General features: G+C 65.6%; 21 protein-coding genes and 1 pseudogene. 10 read left to right on the top strand and 12 right to left on the bottom strand.

Annotated features, from left to right (window positions below; genetic code table 11):
* Positions 1-73: 73 nt before the first annotated feature.
* Positions 74-331, bottom strand: a complete 258-nt coding sequence (locus tag TX88_RS35710) for an NYN domain-containing protein (RefSeq protein ID WP_409365880.1) — start codon at positions 329-331, stop codon at positions 74-76.
* A 48-nt stretch (positions 332-379) separates the two neighbouring features.
* On the opposite strand from TX88_RS35710, the gene TX88_RS35000 reads away from it, so the two are divergent.
* Positions 380-568 carry a hypothetical protein gene (locus TX88_RS35000; protein WP_044515943.1) on the top strand — a complete coding sequence of 63 codons (189 nt, stop codon included), beginning with the start codon at positions 380-382 and terminating at the stop codon, positions 566-568.
* Between the two features lie 137 nt (positions 569-705).
* On the opposite strand, the gene TX88_RS08060 is transcribed toward TX88_RS35000, so the two are convergent.
* Positions 706-3,804 (bottom strand): DEAD/DEAH box helicase, encoded by a 3,099-nt coding sequence (locus TX88_RS08060; RefSeq protein WP_044519199.1) that lies wholly within the window; start codon positions 3,802-3,804, stop codon positions 706-708.
* A gap of 1,714 nt (positions 3,805-5,518) precedes the next feature.
* Here TX88_RS08060 and TX88_RS34205 point away from each other — a divergent pair.
* Both TX88_RS34205 and TX88_RS34200 read left to right on the top strand, forming a co-directional pair.
* On the top strand, positions 5,519-5,809 hold the full coding sequence (locus tag TX88_RS34205) for a hypothetical protein (RefSeq protein ID WP_162563106.1): 291 nt from the start codon (positions 5,519-5,521) through the stop codon (positions 5,807-5,809).
* A 76-nt stretch (positions 5,810-5,885) separates the two neighbouring features.
* Positions 5,886-6,038: a hypothetical protein gene (locus TX88_RS34200; RefSeq protein WP_162563105.1), complete on the top strand. Its 153-nt coding sequence runs from the start codon at positions 5,886-5,888 to the stop codon at positions 6,036-6,038.
* Between the two features lie 196 nt (positions 6,039-6,234).
* Here the strand turns inward: TX88_RS34200 and TX88_RS08045 are convergent, their stop codons facing one another.
* The 3 genes from TX88_RS08045 to TX88_RS08035 are packed head-to-tail and all read right to left on the bottom strand — an operon-like array spanning position 6,235 to position 9,135.
* Complete coding sequence (locus tag TX88_RS08045) at positions 6,235-7,140, bottom strand: acetoacetate decarboxylase family protein (protein ID WP_209446962.1); 906 nt, start codon at positions 7,138-7,140, stop codon at positions 6,235-6,237.
* Complete coding sequence (locus tag TX88_RS08040; protein WP_044515939.1) at positions 7,140-7,844, bottom strand: type 1 glutamine amidotransferase domain-containing protein; 705 nt, start codon at positions 7,842-7,844, stop codon at positions 7,140-7,142. Before TX88_RS08040 ends, TX88_RS08045 begins: the two co-directional genes overlap by 1 nt.
* Before the next feature lie 13 nt (positions 7,845-7,857).
* Positions 7,858-9,135 (bottom strand): NADH:flavin oxidoreductase/NADH oxidase family protein, encoded by a 1,278-nt coding sequence (locus tag TX88_RS08035; RefSeq protein WP_044515937.1) that lies wholly within the window; start codon positions 9,133-9,135, stop codon positions 7,858-7,860.
* A gap of 97 nt (positions 9,136-9,232) precedes the next feature.
* Between TX88_RS08035 and TX88_RS08030 the strand changes: the two genes are divergently transcribed.
* Positions 9,233-9,811: a TetR/AcrR family transcriptional regulator gene (locus TX88_RS08030; protein ID WP_044515935.1), complete on the top strand. Its 579-nt coding sequence runs from the start codon at positions 9,233-9,235 to the stop codon at positions 9,809-9,811.
* 22 nt (positions 9,812-9,833) lie between these two features.
* Positions 9,834-10,358 carry a protein-tyrosine phosphatase family protein gene (locus TX88_RS32740; protein WP_110917911.1) on the top strand — a complete coding sequence of 175 codons (525 nt, stop codon included), beginning with the start codon at positions 9,834-9,836 and terminating at the stop codon, positions 10,356-10,358.
* A gap of 28 nt (positions 10,359-10,386) precedes the next feature.
* Here TX88_RS32740 and TX88_RS08020 read toward each other — a convergent pair whose 3' ends face one another.
* The 3 genes and pseudogenes from TX88_RS08020 to TX88_RS08010 form a co-directional block, all read right to left on the bottom strand.
* On the bottom strand, positions 10,387-11,805 hold the full coding sequence (locus TX88_RS08020) for an SDR family NAD(P)-dependent oxidoreductase (protein WP_044515933.1): 1,419 nt from the start codon (positions 11,803-11,805) through the stop codon (positions 10,387-10,389).
* Between the two features lie 76 nt (positions 11,806-11,881).
* Positions 11,882-12,322 carry an NAD(+)--rifampin ADP-ribosyltransferase gene (gene arr, locus TX88_RS08015; RefSeq protein ID WP_084621985.1) on the bottom strand — a complete coding sequence of 147 codons (441 nt, stop codon included), beginning with the start codon at positions 12,320-12,322 and terminating at the stop codon, positions 11,882-11,884.
* Between the two features lie 130 nt (positions 12,323-12,452).
* Positions 12,453-13,198: pseudogene (locus TX88_RS08010) on the bottom strand (Mut7-C RNAse domain-containing protein).
* 57 nt (positions 13,199-13,255) lie between these two features.
* Here TX88_RS08010 and TX88_RS08005 point away from each other — a divergent pair.
* Positions 13,256-13,738, top strand: a complete 483-nt coding sequence (locus TX88_RS08005) for a hypothetical protein (protein WP_044515932.1) — start codon at positions 13,256-13,258, stop codon at positions 13,736-13,738.
* On the opposite strand, the gene TX88_RS08000 is transcribed toward TX88_RS08005, so the two are convergent.
* Positions 13,731-14,675 (bottom strand): hypothetical protein, encoded by a 945-nt coding sequence (locus TX88_RS08000; protein ID WP_044515930.1) that lies wholly within the window; start codon positions 14,673-14,675, stop codon positions 13,731-13,733. The two genes, TX88_RS08005 and TX88_RS08000, sit on opposite strands and share 8 nt — an antisense overlap.
* Positions 14,676-14,737: 62 nt before the next feature.
* On the opposite strand from TX88_RS08000, the gene TX88_RS07995 reads away from it, so the two are divergent.
* The 4 genes from TX88_RS07995 (at position 14,738) to TX88_RS07980 (ending at position 18,057) form a co-directional block, all read left to right on the top strand.
* Positions 14,738-15,058: a hypothetical protein gene (locus TX88_RS07995; protein ID WP_044515928.1), complete on the top strand. Its 321-nt coding sequence runs from the start codon at positions 14,738-14,740 to the stop codon at positions 15,056-15,058.
* Between the two features lie 123 nt (positions 15,059-15,181).
* The gene (locus tag TX88_RS07990; protein WP_044515926.1) at positions 15,182-16,231 is read left to right on the top strand and encodes an ABC transporter permease; all 1,050 of its coding nucleotides are present in this window, start codon (positions 15,182-15,184) and stop codon (positions 16,229-16,231) included.
* Between the two features lies 1 nt (position 16,232).
* On the top strand, positions 16,233-17,222 hold the full coding sequence (locus TX88_RS07985) for an ABC transporter ATP-binding protein (protein WP_044515925.1): 990 nt from the start codon (positions 16,233-16,235) through the stop codon (positions 17,220-17,222).
* Between the two features lies 1 nt (position 17,223).
* Entirely contained in the window at positions 17,224-18,057 is an 834-nt protein-coding gene (locus TX88_RS07980; RefSeq protein WP_044515923.1) for an NYN domain-containing protein, read from the top strand.
* Here TX88_RS07980 and TX88_RS07975 read toward each other — a convergent pair.
* Genes TX88_RS07975 through TX88_RS07965 form a run of 3 tightly spaced genes read right to left on the bottom strand, consistent with a single transcriptional unit; the run spans position 18,054 to position 19,976 of the window.
* On the bottom strand, positions 18,054-19,136 hold the full coding sequence (locus TX88_RS07975; RefSeq protein ID WP_044515922.1) for a galactokinase: 1,083 nt from the start codon (positions 19,134-19,136) through the stop codon (positions 18,054-18,056). The two genes, TX88_RS07980 and TX88_RS07975, sit on opposite strands and share 4 nt — an antisense overlap.
* 22 nt (positions 19,137-19,158) lie before the next feature.
* Positions 19,159-19,749 carry a hypothetical protein gene (locus tag TX88_RS07970; RefSeq protein ID WP_162563104.1) on the bottom strand — a complete coding sequence of 197 codons (591 nt, stop codon included), beginning with the start codon at positions 19,747-19,749 and terminating at the stop codon, positions 19,159-19,161.
* A complete protein-coding gene (locus TX88_RS07965) occupies positions 19,746-19,976 on the bottom strand; it encodes a hypothetical protein (protein ID WP_044515918.1) in 231 nt (76 codons plus the stop codon). The genes TX88_RS07970 and TX88_RS07965 overlap by 4 nt, the downstream gene beginning before the upstream one ends.
* Positions 19,977-20,145: the final 169 nt, after the last annotated feature.

Genomic DNA, 20,145 nt, shown 5'->3' with positions numbered 1-20,145 from the left:
CTTACCGCTGCACGTGACACTGCTGCGACGTCCGCGATATCACTAGGGGAAACCAGGCCGTCGTCATTTTGGGTCAAGCAGCACCTCCCAATCCATCGGCCGCGCCCCGCAGGTATACCGTTCGGGCAGCAGCGAAGCGTAGTCGCCTCGCGCACGCTTCACGCCGTGCAACGACCGTCACTGTCACCCCCAACTCACCGAGGCGCGCGACCGCGTCGGCAAAGATGGCGTCGCCAGACACAACGACTACCTCCTCAAACCGCTCATTGACTCGCTCATCAAGGAGCACTTCGAGAAGGGCGAGATCAGCTCCATCCTCACCGGACCTCACCACGATGCGCGGCCCTGGCCAGCCCACACCCGTGGCGAGCAGACCTACGTGGCTGGTTCCGATAACGATCTGGTCTCGGGGTTTCAGATTGATCGCACCATCGATCCGGCCGCGCACATCGCTGGCTTTGCCTGGTACGAGCACGGCACCCCCCACCACGTTCTCAACGTCGACAACTACCAGTCGACGACCACGCAGCGCGTGGTTCTTACGTGGAAGAGACCCTACAACATGTGAAGCGCATTTGTTTACAAATCCACTGTGCATCGGATTAACGATTGACATATGGGCAACGGTACTAACCCCTCCTCGGTATGTCAATCGTTAATCCGATTAACAGTTGCTCACGTAGTTGATCGAATGTGCGGACTTCATCACACCACCGCGGCCCGCGCCCCCAAGTACACCTGCGCCGGCATTGCCTGACGCAAGCGCCACGTGATCGCCATCGGCCGATCGCCCTCATGCGACACGTAGTTCGCCGGCCCCAGGAAGATGTACGGCGCGGCCCCGAGCGCATTGGTCCTGGTCTCGCGGACGAACAGCAGAATGTGGGACCCGCGCTCACGGTGATGGATGTAACGCTGCCCGGTCGGTGACGCCGCCGAGGTCGTGGACTGTGACTCCCAGTGGAACAACTCCGTGCTCAGCGCGAAGTCCCGGTACATGGTGGTCGGCGAGTAGTCGGTGTCGGATTTCTTCAGCGTGATGAGGAACGCGTCAGCGTTGACTTCCGGGCACCACGCGACGCCCTCCCTCATCGTGCTCGGCGTCCGCTTCTGAGATGCGAAGCCCAGCCCTGCCAGGATCTCCTCCCGCGAATAGCTGGCGTGCAGCGCCAGGGGCACGTCCGTGAATTCTTCACCCATATTCCACAGGCCATAGGTGCTGCGATGGGCAGCATCGAACGCGATATCGATGACCTGGCGCATCTCCTGAGCTACCGCCTCACCGCGAAGAACACCGAGTCCTTCTGCGACACTGCCGAACCCACCACCGTTGGGAAACAACGAGTAGAAGAGCATGTCCGCCAACCGGGACTCGGTGACACCGTACTCAGCTTGGCAATCCTGCAGGAACCCGCTGTAGGCCTTCCAGCGACGCTGGTCGTCCACGTGCGCCAACGCCTTCACTCGTTTGATCAGGTCGGCTTCCCTGGTTCCGCGTTGCTCCCCCAGTTTCCCGGCGTCTCGGCACAGCGTGGTCCACGACCGGTCCGTCCGCAGAATGTCTTCGAGCCCGCGGCCCGACTCGTCCAGATACGACGCCAGTCGGTCGTCGGAATGCGCCCGAATCTCGGATACCAAGACAGCCTTCTTTGGCGATACCTGCTGGCGCACGTTTTCCAGCACCAGCTCCCGGGCCACAGTGTCCAGCACGATCTGGCTGCCCGACGGCAGGAACGGAAACCCTTCCTTGACTTGCTTTTCCAGCTGCTTACGGCCCAGCCCAGTCAGCGCTCGGAACCGCTGATCGAACCGGAACTCTTTGCGCTGGTGACCCACGAAGTCGAGCGCTGTCAACACAGTCTTGCCGGGTGCAAGCCGCAGGCCGCGCCCTAGTTGCTGGAGGAACACGGTCGCGCTCTCGGTGGGCCGCAGGAACAGCACGGTGTCGACCAGTGGGATGTCGAGGCCTTCGTTGAACAGGTCGACCGTGAACAGCACGTTGATGTCGCGGTTGCCGAGCGCAGCCAGGGTCGTGCGCCGCTCGGCAGAATCGTCGAGTCCAACGATGGCTCGGGCCGCGATGCCGGCCGAGACAAACTGGTCGGCCATGTATCGGGCATGCTCGACGCTCACGCAGAAGCCGAGCGCCCGCATCGCTCCGACATCGGCGACTTTGTCTTGGAGCTGATCAAGCACGATGCGCGTCCGGGCGTCGTTGCCGGTGTAGATCTCGTTCAGCTCTGCCAGGTCGTAGCCGCCGCGCTTCCACTGCAGCGTTTCCAAGTCGGTGCCGTCGTGGATGCCGAAGTAGTGGAATGGGCACAGCAGGTTCTGCTCAAGCGCATCCCACAGCCGCAGTTCAGCAGCCACTCGTCCACCGAAGAATGCCCGCACGTCGATACCGTCACCACGTTCCGGTGTCGCCGTGAGTCCGAGCAGTTCCGCCGGCGCGATGTGGTCCAGCAAGCGGCGGTAGGACGCGGCCTGGGCGTGGTGGAACTCGTCGATCACCACGATGTCGAAGTGGTTGGGCTCAATGCTGGAAAGCCGGTCCGCGGTGAGGGATTGGATGCTGGCGAACACATGACGCCAGCGGGTCGGTTGATCGCCATCGACCAGCAACTCACCGAACAGGGGGTCGGTAAGCACCTCCTGATACATCCGACGCGCTTGTTGCAGGATCTCCTTACGGTGCGCAACAAACAGCAGCGTGAGGTCGCGGCCGTGAACTTCTCGGACGAGCCGGCGGTAATCCAGCGCGGCGATCACGGTCTTTCCAGTACCGGTGGCGGCCACAATCAGGTTGCGATGGCGATCATGCAGCACGCGTTCAGCGTCCAGTTGTTCGAGCAGTTCGGCTTGATACGGCTTGGCGGTGACCTCCAGCCCGGACAGCGTGACCGCCAACGGGTCCCGCTGCTTCTTACCGGAGGCCACCTCCAACGCCAGCCTGAGCTTCTCTGAATCTTCAGCAGGGCGATAGAGCTCGAATTCGCGATTCTCCCAATACGAGTCGAACGTCGCACGAAACTTGTCCAACAGATGTGGGGTGGAGATCGCCGAGAGCCGCACATTCCATTCCAGACCGTCGACAAGCGCGGCATGCGAGAGGTTGGACGAGCCGACATACGCGGTGTGGAACCCGGTGTTGCGCCGCAACAGCCATGCCTTCGCGTGCAACCGGGTTCGGTCAGTCTCGTAGTTGACCCGCACCTCAGCGCCGAAATCGTTGACCAAGGCATCGAGGGCGCGGGCGTCCGTGGCCCCCAAATATGTGGTGGTGATGACCCGAAGCGGCACGCCTCGTTCACGCAGTTCGATGAGTTCACGTTCCAGCAAGCGCAGACCCTGCCACTTCACAAATGCACACAGCAGGTCGACGTGGTCTGCGCTGCCCAGCTCGGCCCGCAACTCTGCCGCCAGCGTCGGCTCATTGCGGGCGTTCGTCATGAGCGCGGCGTCAGACAACGGTGTCGCGGGACGTGGGAGTTGGACCGTGCCGAGGGTTTTCGGACTTACGGCGTCCAGGCGAAGGATTTTCGCGGGATTGTCCTGACGCAACACTTCTTGCTGCGCATCGGTATCGCCAAGCACTCCAAGGATGTTGCGCAGCAGCGCCGCACGTGCCTCGGGGCTACCGGCCGCCTTCAGCTGCCGTTCGATCAGCGGCGTCAGATGCCGTGCGATCGTGATCGGTTGCTCGGCGTCGTCGACAGTGCTGAACTCTGGCCGAAGGTCGGGCCGCTGCGCCAGAGCATGGTTGAGTCGCTCCGTCAGCAGGGATTCATATAGGCCTACATCCACGCCGGGAGGGTAGCGCGACGGAATGACAGTGGGCACAGATTCGGTTCTGTCATTCATCGCAGGCGGGCCATTCGACTGCGCAAAGGTTCTGGATGGCAACTGGGCCGAGAAGCGCCAAAAAGGCGATCCGATTCACCATCACTTGTCCGACGCTTGCGGCACAATCCGCTTCGTGAAGAGTTGTAACCGGTTTCGAGCGGACGGGACCGCCTGTTCGAATGAGACAGACAACGTCGACCGGTGGTGCCGTCAGCCCGAATGCCCAGGCTTCAATCGAGCGGATCCGACCGCATCGCCGGCCGTCAAACATGCACCGAACGGACCCGCCAAGCGCATCGGCAACTCACATCACGTGTCCGTCGACGAACTTGCGATTGACGAGGTCGCGAACGCACACGTCACCGCGAGGGCAGTTAGCAGCTTTCGCTCCCACCACGGTGGAGGCAAAGCCGAAGCACAAGCGCAGATGCAGGCGATGCTCGAGGACTTCATCCTGAAGTCTGCGAAACGGACACTGAAGTCGGGACTCGTGCAGCTCTCACGAGAGGGATTCGTACTCGTCGTCACTCCAAACGGAGATTCAATTCGTGGATACGGCACAGTGCACCGTGAGCGGACCTGGGAGCAGGTCAAAGCCGGTGTCAGGTCTCGATTCAAGAGTGGCGGATTAGTCCGAACCGCGGCGGGCCCCGCACCGGACGAAGGACCGGCGGTGGACTTGGACGCCTTTCCCAAGTCGTTCGAACCGGCCCATATTTACCTCACCGCGCGAGTACGCCAGGCGTTTGCCAAGCTTTGCGAGATGGGCTCAACATCCGACGGAGATTTGGACGAGGCGATTCGCTCATCAGTCAAGGATTCCCTGCCGGGCGACATCACTCAGTGCTCGGATGGTGGTTTCGAACTACGTGGAGCGGACGTAGTGTGGCGCATATCGGCAGACTGCCGAAGGCTCATCGGGATAGCGGCCACTACGGGACCGGGTGCACCGCTAACTAGTGTGCATGACGCGAGCCCATGCAAACAGGCCATTCAAGGTCCACGGCCGGGCGCAAACGCTCAGAGCGGGAAACGCAGGAGCAGCGCGAGTGCCTCCGTCGGGCATGCAGGCAAACGGCAGGTCCCTGGGACGAGTCAGTCGAAGCGCAGCATCGTCAAGCCCGCCAAGCAGAAGCCGGCGGGCAGCAAGAGGCGGAAGAAACGGGAGGCGTACACGTCAAAGTCGATGCCAGAATGGCCGTGGCAGGAGATAACGAGGGCCGAACGGCAGCCGAGGACTACCTCGACACCTTGGGCATCGCAGTTGGGGATCCCGTCAATCACCAAGTCTCAGGTCGATCGCGAATCTAGGCCCAAAGCGGATCCCGAGAAGGTCCGCAAACGGGTCAAGGAACTGCTCGCGCCCGCACCGCGATCTCCAAAAAGTGCTGCCGAAACCCTCGCTGACGAGATCGCGAGGGACAGCATGCGCTCCCATAAGCCAAGCAGTTGGCGCGTCGGCCGGTCGCCTTCTAGCTACAGCTAGGCCGGCACAAGTCGGGTGGCCATCCGCGCGTCAAATCGGAACTGTCAGAACAATGTTCGATGCGCCCCCGGGTTTCCCTGACCGTGCCCTCTAGTCGCAGTTCCCGCAGACTCCAGTCACCGACAGTTGCATCCCGCAACTGCAGAACCCCGCCGTGCGACGGACATCGCGAGACCGCACACTCCCACGGTGAACGCGGGTTATCGGATGCTCGACATACCACGTTCCCTTCCGCGAACTGGGTGCACGTCCAACCCCACTGCCCTCGACGCGGACGATCTCCTCCTCGGAAGTGAACCCGTTCGTGTACCCGTAAAAGATGTGGAGATCGGGCATCCCGTCGCTCCTCGTCGCAACGACGTACGGCTGATCGGCTCGCTCGACGGCCTGGAACTCGGTAATGCCGACGGCGGACGTGAACTCGCGGATGAATTGGTGGTTCTCCACCGGAATCCGCGCCTTCGACAACGCGCCAAGTAGCGAGTCAACCCGCCCACCAGTGTTCATGCCGTGAGGATAGGTAGGCACACCGACGGCCCGCACCATTACGCGCGGTATGCTGACCAGCCTTGCTGGCCAGCAGGGCGAACTCCATCACGGACACTTCTCCGTGTCGATGCGCACCACACCGAAGTCGATCTCGATCGTCGGTGAGAACTTCGCCCCGCACGGCGGCATCGAGCTGAACACTGCCAGTTGCGACCGCTGATCTCAGCCCACCCCTTGCCGGTCAGATCGGTCGAGCTGCTGAACCACGCCTCGCCGCGGTTCAGCGATTAAATCGCATCCTGCGCACCTTGCAGATCTATCGCGATCATGGTTCGGCACGGTACCTGAAGGTTCAGTCGACGCAGTTTCGACAACACACATTGCCCAGACGGGCCCCTCCCGCACGCACCTTCACCTCAATCCCGCACCGACACCGGCACGGGCATGTGCAGCGCAAGTTGACCTTCCGTGACGACATCGAACTGAATGGTCCTGATTGGTTTCAACGCCCGCAGGTCGTCAGCCATCCTCCCCTGCCCGACCTGCAGGTCGACACCCCGGGGGAACCGCGCCGTCCCGGCCGACAACACGTTGGTCTGGCTCAGCGTGGATTGCCAGGCGCCGCCCAGTGACGTGTAGGACGTAAGCGTCGAAACGCGCTCCCCCGTCTCATACTTCACCTGAGGCGGGGTCACCGCAGACAATGCAAGATCCACCCCGTCCCCGTCATTCGCAACACGCGCAACGGTCCGGTCGGAGTCGATAGAGACATCCAGCTCCGTCACCCACTTCGGGAAGCCATACCCGTCATGCCCGCGCACCTGGGCGATCTGTGTGCTCACCGGCAGTGACAGCACATAGGAGTGCAGGTGATCGTTGGCCAGGCTGCTGGCCAGGTCGGCGAACCCCAGCTTGCCGTGCCGCGCCGGCCGCACCGCGACCCCGACAGCCGCCTCGGTGTAGAAGTCGATGTCGCACACTTCGTAGCGGAAGAACATCACCGACACCAACCCGAGGCCGGGCGCAACCTCCAGGGGTGCAAGCGCTTTGGGCAGTCGGGTGCGGATGTCCCGGGAGCGGGCCAGCATCACCAGCCGTGCCGTCGAGATGCGGTAGTAGAAGTTCGGGGTCAGCGTGGGGCCGATCGCTGAGTTCACCTCGGTTTTGGGCAACTTCCGGAAGAAGTCGACACTGGACACCCGGGGATCGCGCTCCACCTCATCGAGGTCGGTGCGCATCCGAAAGCGTTCATACAGGCCACCTTTGGGCACGGTGACCAGGTGCCCACCGAGGTCGACCTCGACCACATCCTGAACAGACATCAGCCCCTCCCCACGTCGGACACCAGTCGCTCCGCCAGCTTCTCCGACGACTGCGGGTTCTGCCCGGTGTAGAGATTCCCGTCGACCACCACATGGGGACGCAGCGGCAACAAGGCCTTGGAGTAGTCGACCCCGGCCTGTTTCAGCTTGTCCTCCAACAGCCAGGGCGCCTTGCGCGCGAACCGGTTCAGCAGCTCCTCCCGGTTCGACAACCCGGTCATCCGCCGTCCCGCGAACGGTGACGCCCCATCCGGCCCCGCAGCGGCCAGGATCGCCGCCGGCGCGTGGCACAGCAGGGCCAGTGGCTTACCGGACGCCAGCCGGTGCGCCACGAGTGCACCGGAGACCGGGTTGTAGGCGAGGTCCTCCATCGGGCCGTGCCCGCCGGGGTAGAACACCACGTCGTAGTCGTCGGCATTCACGGTGTCGAGCGCCACCGGATGGGCCAGCACGTTCGCGATGCTGTCCAGATAGCTCTTGACCTCGCGGCGCTTCCACGGCATGCCGCCGGAGATGCCGAGGCTGAGTTTGTCGAGCGTCGGCGCCTTACCGCTCGGCGTCGCCACCGTGATGTGCCACCCGGCCTCGGTGAAGATCTGGTGGGGCCGCGCCACCTCCTCGGCCCAGTACCCCGACGGATGGACCGTCCCATCGTTGAGTGTCCAGCGGTCGGCCGCCGAGATCACCATCAGAACTTTCGTCATGGTCCGTCTCCCCTTAAATGTGTTGGGTACCAACAACGCGAGCCGGCCGCGGCCGGGCCTTCAACCACCGTGAGTACCCACGAAGGGCGCGTCGCGACACCAGCTGATCGGCGACCAGTGCAAAGGCCGGCCCCACGTTCAGCGCTGGCTTCTTTCCCGCGCCGAGCCGGCGCATCTGGTAGCGGACCATCGCCATGCTGGCCATGGAGGCCAGCGGCTTGTCCGACCAGGTCACGGGCTTCAGCCGTCCGGTCGCCTCCGCGCCTCGGCGCCACCGCGCGGGCAGGTCGGGGGTTTCGGCCAGCGCGGTGGCCATGCCGACCACCGCGACGCCACTGGCCAGCACCCGCTCGGCGGTCTGGTGCCGGGTGATCCCGCCGGTCAGCATGAGCGGGATGGGGCTGCTCACCGCGAGCTCGGCCGCCAATTCCAGGAAGTACGCCTCGCGGGCCGCGGTGCGGTCATCCGTGGGGCGGCCCGTCATGGCGGGGCTTTCATAGCTGCCACCGGACAGCTCGACGAGGTCGACACCCAAAGGCGCGAGCATGTCGATCACCTTGCGGGCGTCGTCGGCATCGAAGCCGCCACGCTGGAAGTCCGCTGAATTCAGTTTCACCGCAACGGAAAAGCCCGGCGCCACCTCGGCCCGGATGGCGCGCACGATCTCCAGAAGCAGCCGCGCGCGGTTCTCCAGCGAGCCGCCCCACTCGTCGGTGCGGGTGTTGACGAGCGGAGACAGGAACTGCGACAACAGGTATCCGTGCGCGGCGTGCACCTCGACGCCGTCGAACCCGGACTGCTCGGCGCGGCGCGCGGTGGTGGCGAAGCGGGTGATGGTGTCGGCGATCTGCTCGGCCGTCATCGCCACCGGCTGACCGAACCGCTTCGAGTGGCGGCCGATATCGACTGCGACGTCCGACGGTCCCCACACCACGCCCGGCATGTTGGCCTGGACCTGGCGGCCAGGATGGCTGATCTGCATCCACATCGCTGCACCGTCATCCTTGCCGGCGCGCGCCCACGCCGCGAAGGGCTCCAGCGGGGAGTCGGCATCGAGCACGACGCCACCCGGTCCGGTCATCGCCTCGGCGTGAACCATGACGTTGCCGGTGATGAGCAGGCCGGTTCCGCCGGCGCCCCACTGCCGGTACAGCGCGATCAGGCGCTCATCGGGCAGCTGTGCCCGCCCGGCCATGCCCTCTTCCATGGCGGCCTTGGCGATCCGGTTGCCCAAGACCTGGCCGGATTTGAGCTGCAGGGGCGCGAACAACGCCTCCGACGCTTTCGACATGGGAACTCCCTACCGATGTTGACAGTGCTTACTTCTACCGGGTGCTAACATACGACCAATATGTAAGCGGTGTCAACACTTGTGAGGTAAGTCCCGGATGCCCACGTCAACGCGGTCGTATCACCACGGCGACCTGCCCAGCGCGCTCGTGCAAGCGGCCCTGGAGCTGCTCGAGGAGGGTGGTGCGACCGAGCTGTCGCTGCGCGCGGCCGCCCGCCGCGCGGGGGTCTCGACCGCCGCGCCCTACCGCCATTTCGCCGACCGCGACGCCCTGTTGTCCGCGGTCGCCGCGGTGGGCTACCGCGACCTGGCCACGCAGCTGGCGACGGCGAACCCGTCACCGCAAACACCCGACGACCTCGCCGACATCGCCATCGCCTACGTGAACTTCGCACTGCAACGCCCCGGCCTGTTCCGGGCCATGTTCGCCGAACCGTGCGATCCCACCAGCCCCGAACGGGTCGCCGCGGTGGAGGCGATCAGCGCGTACCTCAGATCGATTGTGCAGCAGGCAATTCCGACATCAGACCCGGACGCGATGGCGAATGCGGTGTGGGCGCTCGTGCACGGCCTGGCCTTCCTGCACCTGGACGGCAAGTTCGACGCGTCCTCCCCCGACACCGTCTCCGCCACCGTGCGCGCTGCGGTCGCGGCGGCGCTCGGTCAGCTCGCCTGACGGGATCGCTAACCTCTGCGTCATGGAGTGGCCGCACGACGACGTCCTTCACGCGTGGTGGGTTGAGCCGAACCGGTTGCTGGCCGGTGAATACCCGGGTGCCTCCACCCCCGAGAACGCAGAATCCAAGATCCGCGTCCTGCTCGACGCCGGAATCGACACCGTCATCGACCTCACCACCGAAGCTGACCATCTGACGCCCTACCGGGAAATTCTTCGCGCGGCCGCCGAGAATTCCGGGCGCACCGTGCGGTACTTCTCGCATCCGATTCCCGACTACGGCGTCATCGATGATGCGGGCTACGACGCAATCCTTGCGCGCATCCACTCCGAGTTGGACGCCGGCCGAAACGTATACGTGCACTGCTGGGGCGGGAAGGGCCGGACCAGCACAGTGATCGGGTGCCTGCTCGCTGAATCGGGATCGAGCTACGACGACGTCATCGACCGCATCGCCGAATTGCGCGCAGGGACAAGGAAAGCCGCATACCGGTGTCCAGAGTCGACTGCGCAGCACGACCTGCTGCGAGCACGCTGCGCCCGCTAGATGCCGTTGGCTCCGAGCGAGGAAGCCGTCACCAACTGGCCGGCGAGTAATCCTTCAAGAAACACCCATACAGATCCTCGCCCAATTCCCCACGCACGATCGGGTCATACACGCGCGCAGCACCATCCACCAGATCCAGCGGTGCGTGGAAACCTTCCTCGGCCAGCCGTAGCTTCGTCGGGTGCGGACGCTCGTCGGTGATCCACCCGGTATCCACGGCGGTCATCAAGATCCCGTCCTGCTCCAACATCTCGCCGGAACTGGTGCGAGTCAGCATGTTCAGCGCGGCCTTGGCCATGTTGGTGTGCGGGTGCCCGGGCCCCTTGTAGCCGCGGCCGAACTGGCCTTCCATCGCAGACACGTTCACCACGTACTTGCGGCGGGCCGGTGACGCGGCCAGCGCCGGGCGCAGCCGGCTCACCAGAATGAACGGGGCGGTCTGGTTGCACAGCTGCACTTCGAGCAGCTCCATCGCGTCGACCTCGTGCACGCGTTGGGTCCAGCTGTTCACCGACGCGGTGTCGGGCAGCAGCCCACCCGCGTCAATGGCCGTCCCGGCGGCGATTCGCTCCGGCGAGGCGCTGCGGGCGGTCAGGGCCAGCTCGGTCAGCGCGTGCGAGGCGGGATGCTCACCGAGGCTCCCGGCCAGGGCATGCGGATGCGCGTCACTGACGTGGTCGAAGGTGACGACGTCCACGAGGGCCGGCGGCGGGGTGCGCTCGGCCTCCACCAGCGCGGCATACGAGCCCGGCGGGCGGCGCACCGTCTGGGCGGCGTTGTTGATCAGGATGTCCAGCGGCCCCTGGGCGGCCACCTCGTCGGCCAGGGCGACCACCTGGGCAGGGTCACGCAGGTCGATGCCCACCACCCGCAGCCGGTGCAACCAGTCGGCGCTGTCCTCCATGGCGGCGAAGCGGCGCACCGCGTCGTTGGGAAACCGGGTGGTGATCGTGGTGTGCGCACCGTCACGCAGCAGCCGCAGCGCGATGTACATGCCGATCTTGGCGCGCCCGCCGGTGAGCAGGGCCCTGCGCCCGGTCAAGTCGGTGCGGGCGTCGCGCTTGGCCCGGTTGATCGCGGCACAATCCGGACAAAGCTGGTGGTAGAAGGCGTCGACCACGGTGTGGTGGGTCTTGCAGATGTAGCAGGCCCGCGAGCGCAGCAGCGTGCCCGCACTGGCCCCGACCGCGGTGGACACCAGCGGCAAGCCCTGGGTTTCGTCGTCGATCCGACCCGGCGCGCCGGTGGCGGTAGCGGCGATGACAGCGCGGTCAGCGGCCGCGATCGCGTCGCGTCGGGCAGTCCGGCGAGCCTTCTTCAACGCCTTGAACATCTTCGCGGTGGCCAGCCGCACAGCAACGGCGTCGGGGTGCTCGGGAGGCAGTTTGTCCACCTCGGACAGCACCCGCAGGCACGTGCTGAGCTGCTCAGGGTCGATCGCGTTCACGATGGAAGGGTACGGCGGGTGGGCACAAATCCCCTCATCCGGCGAACGGCGGCACAACGGTGCGGCCCTCGAGATGTCAGTCGTAGATGACGTCCAGCCCTCGCCGCCGAAGGTCCGCCAGGCCGTCGCGCATGCCCTGCAGCTGCTCCGGTGAATGCCCCACCCAGTCGGTGATCTCCCCGACGATTCTCACCGGCTCACGGGTTCGGTAGGAGCAAGTCGGGTTTCCGGGAAGCTTCTTGTCGGTCACGTTCGGGTCGTCCTCGATCTCGCCTTCGGGTTCGACGACGTAGATACGGCCCCGCCCCTCGCCGACGGCCATCTCGGCTCCCCACACCGCGGCATCCAATGTCCGGGTGACGTACACATGGTTCATGATCCGGCCGGCTTCGTAGTTCGACTCACGCCCGGGCACCAAGCAATCACCCACCGCCAGGTCAGCCTTGGTGCCGTGCAGCAGCGCACCGGACTCGTGCACCTCAAACGGTTTCGGCGTACTCGTCACAACATCCCCCATCTCGTCACGGACCGACAGATTGTGCAGCACGTCCGGGGCCTTGCCGCAAGCCCCACCCCCCGCCGTATAGTGAGAGTGGGAACAGATCCAAACTCTTTCGCGCCCAGCCCATCCGATTCGGCACTGACGATCAGAGTCGGTCGAGAAGTTCATCGACCAGACCCGTCAATCTCGCGAAATGTGATCCGGCCCAATAGATTCGCCCGCAGTCCGGGCAGTGACTGAATTCGTCGTAGTAGCGGCGGGTCAACGGCTCCAGACGGTCCATCACCGCCTCCTTCGGCACCGCCGCCAGTTTGCCGTTGCATCGCACGCACCGGGTGAACGGCGCCACCCGACGTCGCAGATCCAGCCGCCGCAGCCCCTCAGCGTCTGCTCCTCGGGCTGCTGGGAGTGGACGAACAACCCGTGGGTGATCGCGCGACGCTTCAACAGGCCACGGTCGCGGGTGAGCAAGATCCGCTGCTGCTCGACGCTGATATCGGCCAGGGCCTGATCGTCGGCCTCGCTGGACCACCACACGTCGAACCCGAGGACGCGCAGCAGCCGCGCCAGTCGGCCGAGGTTCACGTCGATCACGAACCGCGGATCCCGCAGCGGCACCGGACGCAGCCGCGCCGTCGCGCCGATGTCGAGCGCCTCGAACATCGGGTACACCGCGATGCGGTCACCGACGCGAGGGCGGCGCTCGAAGCCGGCGGGATCCCCGTTCAGCAGAATCAGGTCGACCTCGGTGTGCGGAATGCCCATCGCCTCCAGCACGTCCTTGACCGTCTGATGACTTTGGCATGGCCGGCGCACGGACAGGCCCCGCGACCCAGGTTCCAGGAAGTCGTTGAGCTCGGCGTAGGTCCGGACGGTGACGAAACCGGCCATAGCGTCATGGTCTCGCGCGGCCTGGGCAACGTCCAACAATCGGCCTAGCGTGAGGTCATGACCGAGCAGTCACCCGCGATCACCGTGGCTCATCCGCCGAAAGGGATGATGCGCGTCGTCAACCCGGCCCTGCGGTTGATGCTGCGCACGCCGTTTGCCGGCGCCGCGCGCAAGCAGTTCATGGTGCTGACCGTCCGCGGCCGAAAGACCGGACAGCAGTACGCGATTCCGTTGAGTGCGCATTTCATCGACAACACCCTCTACGCGATGACCGACGCCGGGTGGAAGCACAACTTCCGTGACGGCGCCAACGCCGAAGTCCTGCACGACGGCAAGATAACGACCATGCGCGGCGAACTCATCACGGACCGCGCGACCGTCGCCGACCTCTTCCACCGCTGCGCCGTGTCCTACGGCGTAAAACGCGCCCAGCGGATGATGGGGCTGACGTTCCGCGATCAGCGCATCCCCACCGTGGAGGAATTCATCGACGCGGTCGACCGTGAGCACCTCACCGCGATCAAGCTGACCGCTACTTGAGGCAGGTGTCGAACTCGTCGCGGATGCGCTGCTGCAGCGCCAACGCATCAGGCACCAGCGGTTCGGACTTGGTGCGGTCGCCACTCGGGTAGTCGCACTTGCCGATCATGGCGCTGCCCGCCCAGCGTGGCTCGTTGTAGCGGGCCGGATCGTTTGCCCGGACCCAGGTGAGGCTGACCGGATGCGCCGGACCGGCCTCGACCGCGTGAATGGTCCGCACCACATCCTCATACGCCGTCGCCGGCGTCGGCACGCTGAAGGTCAGGCGATCCACCTGTCCGTCGCGGATGCCGATCCACCCGGGGTTGGCCGGTGCCGCCGCGGCCAGCTGCCGGTCGATGCGTTGCTTGTCGGTGGGTGTCAGCGGGTTGAAGACCATCCAGTGCGGATCGGCGACCCGATCGGCTGCGGAGACCTCGATTTCGCTGGGTGGCCGGTCGGAGAAGATGCGGAGGACGGCGTCGACTGCGGCACCAGGTTTCTCGGCCTCCTGGATTCGCACCTTCGACGTATCAGGCGCGGCGCCGGACCACATGATTTCCCCGGCTGGAGTGTCCGCACGGAGGCGACGCACCAGGCCGGTCACGTGCTCGGCGTCATCTGGCAGATCGGCGCCCCCGGAGAGCGAGGTCTGTTGGGCCACAAGGATCTTCATCCGCTGGTTGAACCTCGCGAAGTCATCGCCGCGCAGCTCGTCGAGCTGGGCGACCACCGCGCCGACCTGCTGATCGGTGGCCTGCTCCATGTCGACCGCGAGTTCGAACCGAGTGCCCTCGAGGACGCCGTTGTCATAGGTCAGGTCGACGTCCGATACACCCGGCATCTCCGCGATGCGGTTTCGGATATCGAGTGCTTCCTGCTCGCGATCCGGTGCACCGGTACAGCCACTCAGCCCGGCCGTCACTGCAACCAACAGAGCGGCGGCAGCAAGTCGCATGTTGCTCAGCGTACGACGGTCGGTAGACGGCACGCGCTAGCGTTGCCGCCAGAGGGGGCGTCATGGTTGAAATCCTGCTTGCAGATGGCGGAATCGCATATCAGATCGGCTCCACGATCGGCGCAATACTCTGGCCCGTTGTCGGTGGGTTGTTGCTGACCCTCGGGATCCGCCGTCGCATAGCCCACACCCGTTGGGTCCGGCACGACGACTACCGATTGCTTCACCCGGAAATCGCTGGCGCTTCCGAGGACCGGCCACCGTCGCAGCCGTCCAACGGGACGTGGTTCATGATCAGCGGCACGGTACTGCTGGCTATCGGACTTCTCCACCTCGTCGCGCTCGCCATCGACCCCGGAACGGCGCAAAGTACGTCTCCCTAGTCCTGAGCGCCCCGGTCACGCCGCACCCCCGGCCTAGCAACCCTCCCCACACCAAATGCCCCAATAACCGCCACCCGCCACACCCATCTCGGTAACGTCGAACGTGATGAGCGGGGCACCGACGTGTTGATCGCGGCGTTACGCGATCTGCAGTGGCGCCGACGGCGATTCATGATCGCCGCAGTCGGCACCGCGTTGGTTTTTGCCATGACGCTGGTATTGACGGGCCTGGCGAACGGTTTCCGCGTCGAAGCCGAACGCAGTGTCGACGCCCTCCACCTCGATGCGTTCATGATCAAGGAAGGTGCGGCCGGTCCGTTCCTCGGCTCAGCGCCGTTGCCGCTCACCGACGTTCAACGGGCGGCGAAGCTTCCGGGTGTCGTCACCGCCGTCCCGTTGGTGTACGGCTCGTCGACCATCCCCGCCGGCGGCACCCCGCGGAACGTGAACGTGTTCGGCGTGCCGGAACAGGGCCCGGGCACGCCGACATTGAAGGAGGGCCGGGCGCCGCATACGCCCGACGAGGTCGCGGTGTCGACGACGATGGGTCGCCCGGTCGGAGCCGATGTCGACGTCGGCGCGTCGAAACTGCGGGTTGTCGGGCTGGTCGATGACCTCACCGCCCTGGCCGCCCAGGACAACATCTATCTGACGGTTCCCGGCGCCCAACAACTGCTGTTCTCCGGGCAGAAGCTGATCTCGTCGGTCGGCATCGTCGGCAACCCGGGCGCGGCGCCTCCGGAGTTCCGCATCGTCGACCGGGCCGGCGCCATCGACGACATGGTCCGCCCGCTGCGCGGCGCCAACCAGGCGATGAGCTTGATGGCCGGCCTGCTGTGGGCGGTCGCGGCGCTGATCGTCGGCTCGGTGATCTACCTGTCCGCCCTGGAACGCACCCGCGACTTCGCGGTGTTCAAGGCCGTCGGCGTGGCCACCCGATCGATCATGGCCGGATTGGCGATGCAGGCCGTCGCCGTCGCCCTGCTCGCCGCACTGTTGGGTGCGGGGCTCTCGCTCGTGCTCGGGCCGCCGTTCCCGATGCGCTGCGACGTCCCCACCCTGGCGTTCGTCGCGCTGCCGATCGTCGCCGTCGTGATCGGCCTGCTGGCCAGCGTGGCCGGGCTGCGCCGCGCCGTCACCATCGACCCCGCCCTGGCGTTCCGAGGACCCTGACATGGCCGACCTGCTCGTCAAAGACCTCGTCGTGGAGTACTCCAGCGGCGGCTACGCGGTACGCCCCATCGACGGCCTCGACCTCGAAGTCCCCGCCGGATCACTGGCAATCCTGTTGGGCCCCAGCGGGTGCGGGAAGACCACCCTGCTGTCATGTCTGGGCGGCATCCTCAAACCGACGGCGGGCCGCATCGAGTTCGGCGACGTCGACGTCACCACCCTGAACAAGAAAGCACTGTCGGACTACCGGCGCGACACCGTCGGGATCGTGTTCCAGGCCTTCAACCTGGTGCCCAGCCTGACCGCGATGGAGAACGTGATGGTGCCGCTGCGCGCCGCAGGCATGAGCCGCTACGGCTCCCGCGAACGCGCCATGGAGCTGCTCACCCGCGTCGGGCTCGAGCACCGGCTCCACCACCGCCCCGGCAATCTCAGTGGCGGACAACAACAACGCGTCGCGGTGGCCCGCGCGATCGCGCTCGACCCACCGCTGATCCTGGCCGACGAGCCCACCGCCCATCTGGACTTCATCCAGGTCGAGGAGGTGCTGCGGCTCATCCGTGAGCTCGCCAGCGACGAACGCGTCGTCGTGGTCGCCACCCACGACACCCGCATTCTTCCGCTGGCCGACCAGGTCGTGGAGCTCGTTCCGCACGTCGCCGTCGAGCATCAGGGCCCCGAAACCGTGTCCATCGAAGCAGGCGAGGTGCTGTTCGCCCAGGGCGAGATGGGTGACCTGATCTACATCATCACCTCCGGCGAGATCGAGCTGGCCCGCGAATTGGCCAGCGGTGGTGAGGAAGTCATCAAGGTCGTCGGTCCCGGCGACTACTTCGGGGAGATGGGGCCGTTGTTCAGCCTGCCGAGGTCGGCCACCGCACGCGCCAAGACCGACGCCACTATCATCGGCTATACGGTGCAGGCGTTCCGGGAACTGCTCGGCCCTACCGGTGCCCGGAACCTCATCGGGCGATCTGAGGCAGAGGACTGATGTGACCGAACTCGATACCCGCGTCGCGGTTTACCTCGACTTCGACAACATCGTCATCTCCCGCTACGACCAGGTCAACGGCCGCAACTCTTTTCAGAAGGACAAGGCCAAAGGCCTGGAACCGGATAAGCTCGCCAAGGCCACTGTCGACCTCGGTGCCATCCTCGACTTCGCCTCGTCCTTCGGCACGTTGGTGCTCACCCGCGCCTACGCCGACTGGTCGGCCGACCTCAACGCCGGATACCGCGAGCAGCTCGTCGGTCGCGCCGTCGACCTGGTGCAGCTCTTCCCCGCTGCCGCGTACGGCAAGAACGGCGCCGACATCCGGCTGGCCGTCGACACGGTCGAGGACATGTTCCGGCTCCCCGACCTCACCCACGTGGTGATCGTGGCCGGCGACTCTGACTACATTCCCCTCGCCCAGCGGTGTAAGCGCCTGGGCCGCTACGTCGTCGGCATCGGAGTGGCCGGATCGTCCAGCCGGGTGCTGGCCGCCGCGTGCGACGAGTTCGTCGTCTACGACTCGCTGCCCGGCGTCCCCTCCCTCACCACCGAGCCCGAAACCAAACCGCAGAAGCGCACGCGCAAGCAGGAAGAACCCGACCCGCAGGCAGAGGCCACCGCGCTGCTCACCCGGGCCCTGCAGATCGGCCTGGAGAAGGACGACGTCGAGTGGCTGCACAACTCCGCGGTCAAGGCTCAGATGAAGCGGATGGACCCGTCCTTCAGTGAGAAGTCGTTGGGTTTCAAGTCGTTCAGTGATTTCCTGCGGTCGCGTTCCGATGTCGTCGAGCTGGACGAGAGTTCGACGACGCGCATGGTCAAGCTGCGTTAAGCAGGCCCTGCGCCACCACCCGCGTGCGTTCTGGTGATGACCGGCTCCGGATATCCGGCATCCCGCACCGCCCGCGACACCGCCTCGCCGACCGCGTCGACCCGCTCACGAGGCACCAGCGCGATGACGCAACCACCGAACCCGCCGCCGGTCATCCGCGCCCCGAACGCACCGGCCTGCACGGCGCTCGCCGCGATCAGATCGAGGTGGGGCGTGGTGATCTCGAAGTCGTCGCGCATCGAGGCGTGCGATGCGGTCCACAGCTCACCGACCGCCGCGAAGTCCGAAGAGTCCATCGCGGCAACACAATCGAGCACCCGCTGGTTCTCGGTCAGCACATGACGCGCCCGACGGGCATCTACCGGATCTTTCACCGCCCCGAGCGCCGAAACGTCAGAGACCTCACGCAACGAGGCCGCCCCGAGATCGGCGGCAGCCCGCTCGCACGATGCCCGCCGGGCCGCGTACTCACCACCGGCATGTGCATGCCGGGCCCCTGAGTCGATCAACAGCAGCGCCACCCCGGACGCCTCGGGATCGAAGCGCACCGGTTGCACGGTGACATCGCGGAAGTCGATCAGCATCGCCTGCCCCGGTTCGCCGAACAACGACGCCAGCTGATCGAGCAGTCCCGTTGGCGCCCCGATATATTCGTTCTCGGCCTGCTGGGCGATGTACGCCTGCTCGATCCGATCGAGATCGACACCGACCGCGGTGAGCAGCGCACCGAGCACCGCGCATTCCAGCGCCGCCGACGACGAGAGTCCCGACCCGATCTCAACCTCACTGGTGATCGTCATCGTTCCGCCGGGCACGGCAATCCCGGCGTTCAGCAGCGCCCACACCACCCCGGCGATGTACGCCGCCCAACCGGTCACCTCCCCGGGCACGGTATCCAGACCGATCTCCGCCGGCTCGTCGCCCAGCGAACTCGATACCGACAGCACACCCGCCGGGTCGGGATCAAAGTTGACAGATGTTCTCTGCGGCAAGGCAATCGGCAGCGCAAACCCCGCGTTGTAGTCGGTGTGCTCGCCGATCAGATTGATCCGGCCCGGGGCGGAGTATCTGACCGTCATAGCCGAACCCTAGTGCCGCAGGCTAGGTGGCAGCCACCATCTGCGGTGGCCGGCGCCAACCCAGTTCGACCTGCAACGGGAAGGCCAGGGTCTTGCGGGAGATTTCTACGCCATTGACGCTCACCGCGCCGTTCGCCGTGGCCTGACCCGACTGGATGGCGACAATGTGGCCGTCGATCACCACGGCCACCGCGGCGAACAGCTGCAGCCGCAGCGCGGCCTTGGCGGCCAGGGACATCACCGGGAAGCTGTCCACCTCGATGTCGAGGTTGTGCTCGCGGTCCGCGGTGATGACGTGGGTATGCAGGGGCACGATCTGCTTCACCCGCGGCTGCACATGCGACTTCTTGATCGCCGTGGTGATGGCGTCGTAGGTGTGCCAGCCCTCGAGGATGAGGTCGGCCATCGTCTCGTTGAGCGCCGCCCGCAGCGAGGCCTCGATCTCCTGGGCCAGGGCCCGGCGTGCCACCACACCGAGGGTGCGCAGCGGCCCGGCGGATGGGTTGTTGGCCGTCGTCTGTGCGACGGCATGCTCGATCCTGGCCTGGGTTTGCCGCGACTCCGGCAACATCCAATTGCCAAGGGACGTTTCGGTCATCGGTGACGTCGTCATGAGCGGATCTCCTCGACCGTGGTGGAACGCGATGTCTCGGATGGGACCACGGAGAGAACGTGGTCACGGTCGGAGTTGTCGGCGGGACGGACATCGAAGGGCACCGGCGCACCGGGATGGGTCTCAACGGTGACGTGCGCCTTGACGAACTTCTCACCCCGGTGGCGCCATGCCCGCCCCGCCAGCCCGGCGGCAATCGCCAAGGCGCACAACACCAACAGGGGCATCCATGGATTGCTGGTCGGCGGCGGCGGGGTGTCGTGTCCTACCAATGAAGGAGTGGCCCTCGGGTACGTGGGCGATGGCTGCGACGGCACAACAATCGCCGGAGTGCTGGGGCGCGTGGACACCGCGGTCGGCGTATCGGTATCGCAGGTCGTGAACGAATTCAGCTTG

Source organism: Mycolicibacterium septicum DSM 44393 (genome assembly GCF_000455325.1).
Taxonomy (GTDB): domain Bacteria; phylum Actinomycetota; class Actinomycetes; order Mycobacteriales; family Mycobacteriaceae; genus Mycobacterium; species Mycobacterium septicum.
The sequence above is the reverse complement of the archived record's forward strand: the minus strand, read 5'-3'. Positions and strand labels throughout refer to the sequence as shown.

What these genes read in the sequence shown, in the direction of transcription:
- TX88_RS34200 (WP_162563105.1), top strand. Translation starts at nt 5,886, where the DNA reads ATGCTGACCAGCCTTGCTGGCCAGCAGGGCGAACTCCATCACGGACAC.
- TX88_RS08045 (WP_209446962.1), bottom strand. Translation starts at nt 7,140, where the DNA reads ATGTCTGTTCAGGATGTGGTCGAGGTCGACCTCGGTGGGCACCTGGTC.
- TX88_RS08040 (WP_044515939.1), bottom strand. Translation starts at nt 7,844, where the DNA reads ATGACGAAAGTTCTGATGGTGATCTCGGCGGCCGACCGCTGGACACTC.
- TX88_RS08035 (WP_044515937.1), bottom strand. Translation starts at nt 9,135, where the DNA reads ATGTCGAAAGCGTCGGAGGCGTTGTTCGCGCCCCTGCAGCTCAAATCC.
- TX88_RS08030 (WP_044515935.1), top strand. Translation starts at nt 9,233, where the DNA reads ATGCCCACGTCAACGCGGTCGTATCACCACGGCGACCTGCCCAGCGCG.
- TX88_RS32740 (WP_110917911.1), top strand. Translation starts at nt 9,834, where the DNA reads ATGGAGTGGCCGCACGACGACGTCCTTCACGCGTGGTGGGTTGAGCCG.
- arr (WP_084621985.1), bottom strand. Translation starts at nt 12,322, where the DNA reads ATGGGGGATGTTGTGACGAGTACGCCGAAACCGTTTGAGGTGCACGAG.
- TX88_RS08005 (WP_044515932.1), top strand. Translation starts at nt 13,256, where the DNA reads ATGACCGAGCAGTCACCCGCGATCACCGTGGCTCATCCGCCGAAAGGG.
- TX88_RS08000 (WP_044515930.1), bottom strand. Translation starts at nt 14,675, where the DNA reads ATGCGACTTGCTGCCGCCGCTCTGTTGGTTGCAGTGACGGCCGGGCTG.
- TX88_RS07995 (WP_044515928.1), top strand. Translation starts at nt 14,738, where the DNA reads ATGGTTGAAATCCTGCTTGCAGATGGCGGAATCGCATATCAGATCGGC.
- TX88_RS07985 (WP_044515925.1), top strand. Translation starts at nt 16,233, where the DNA reads ATGGCCGACCTGCTCGTCAAAGACCTCGTCGTGGAGTACTCCAGCGGC.
- TX88_RS07975 (WP_044515922.1), bottom strand. Translation starts at nt 19,136, where the DNA reads ATGACGGTCAGATACTCCGCCCCGGGCCGGATCAATCTGATCGGCGAG.
- TX88_RS07970 (WP_162563104.1), bottom strand. Translation starts at nt 19,749, where the DNA reads ATGACGACGTCACCGATGACCGAAACGTCCCTTGGCAATTGGATGTTG.
- TX88_RS07965 (WP_044515918.1), bottom strand. Translation starts at nt 19,976, where the DNA reads ATGCCCCTGTTGGTGTTGTGCGCCTTGGCGATTGCCGCCGGGCTGGCG.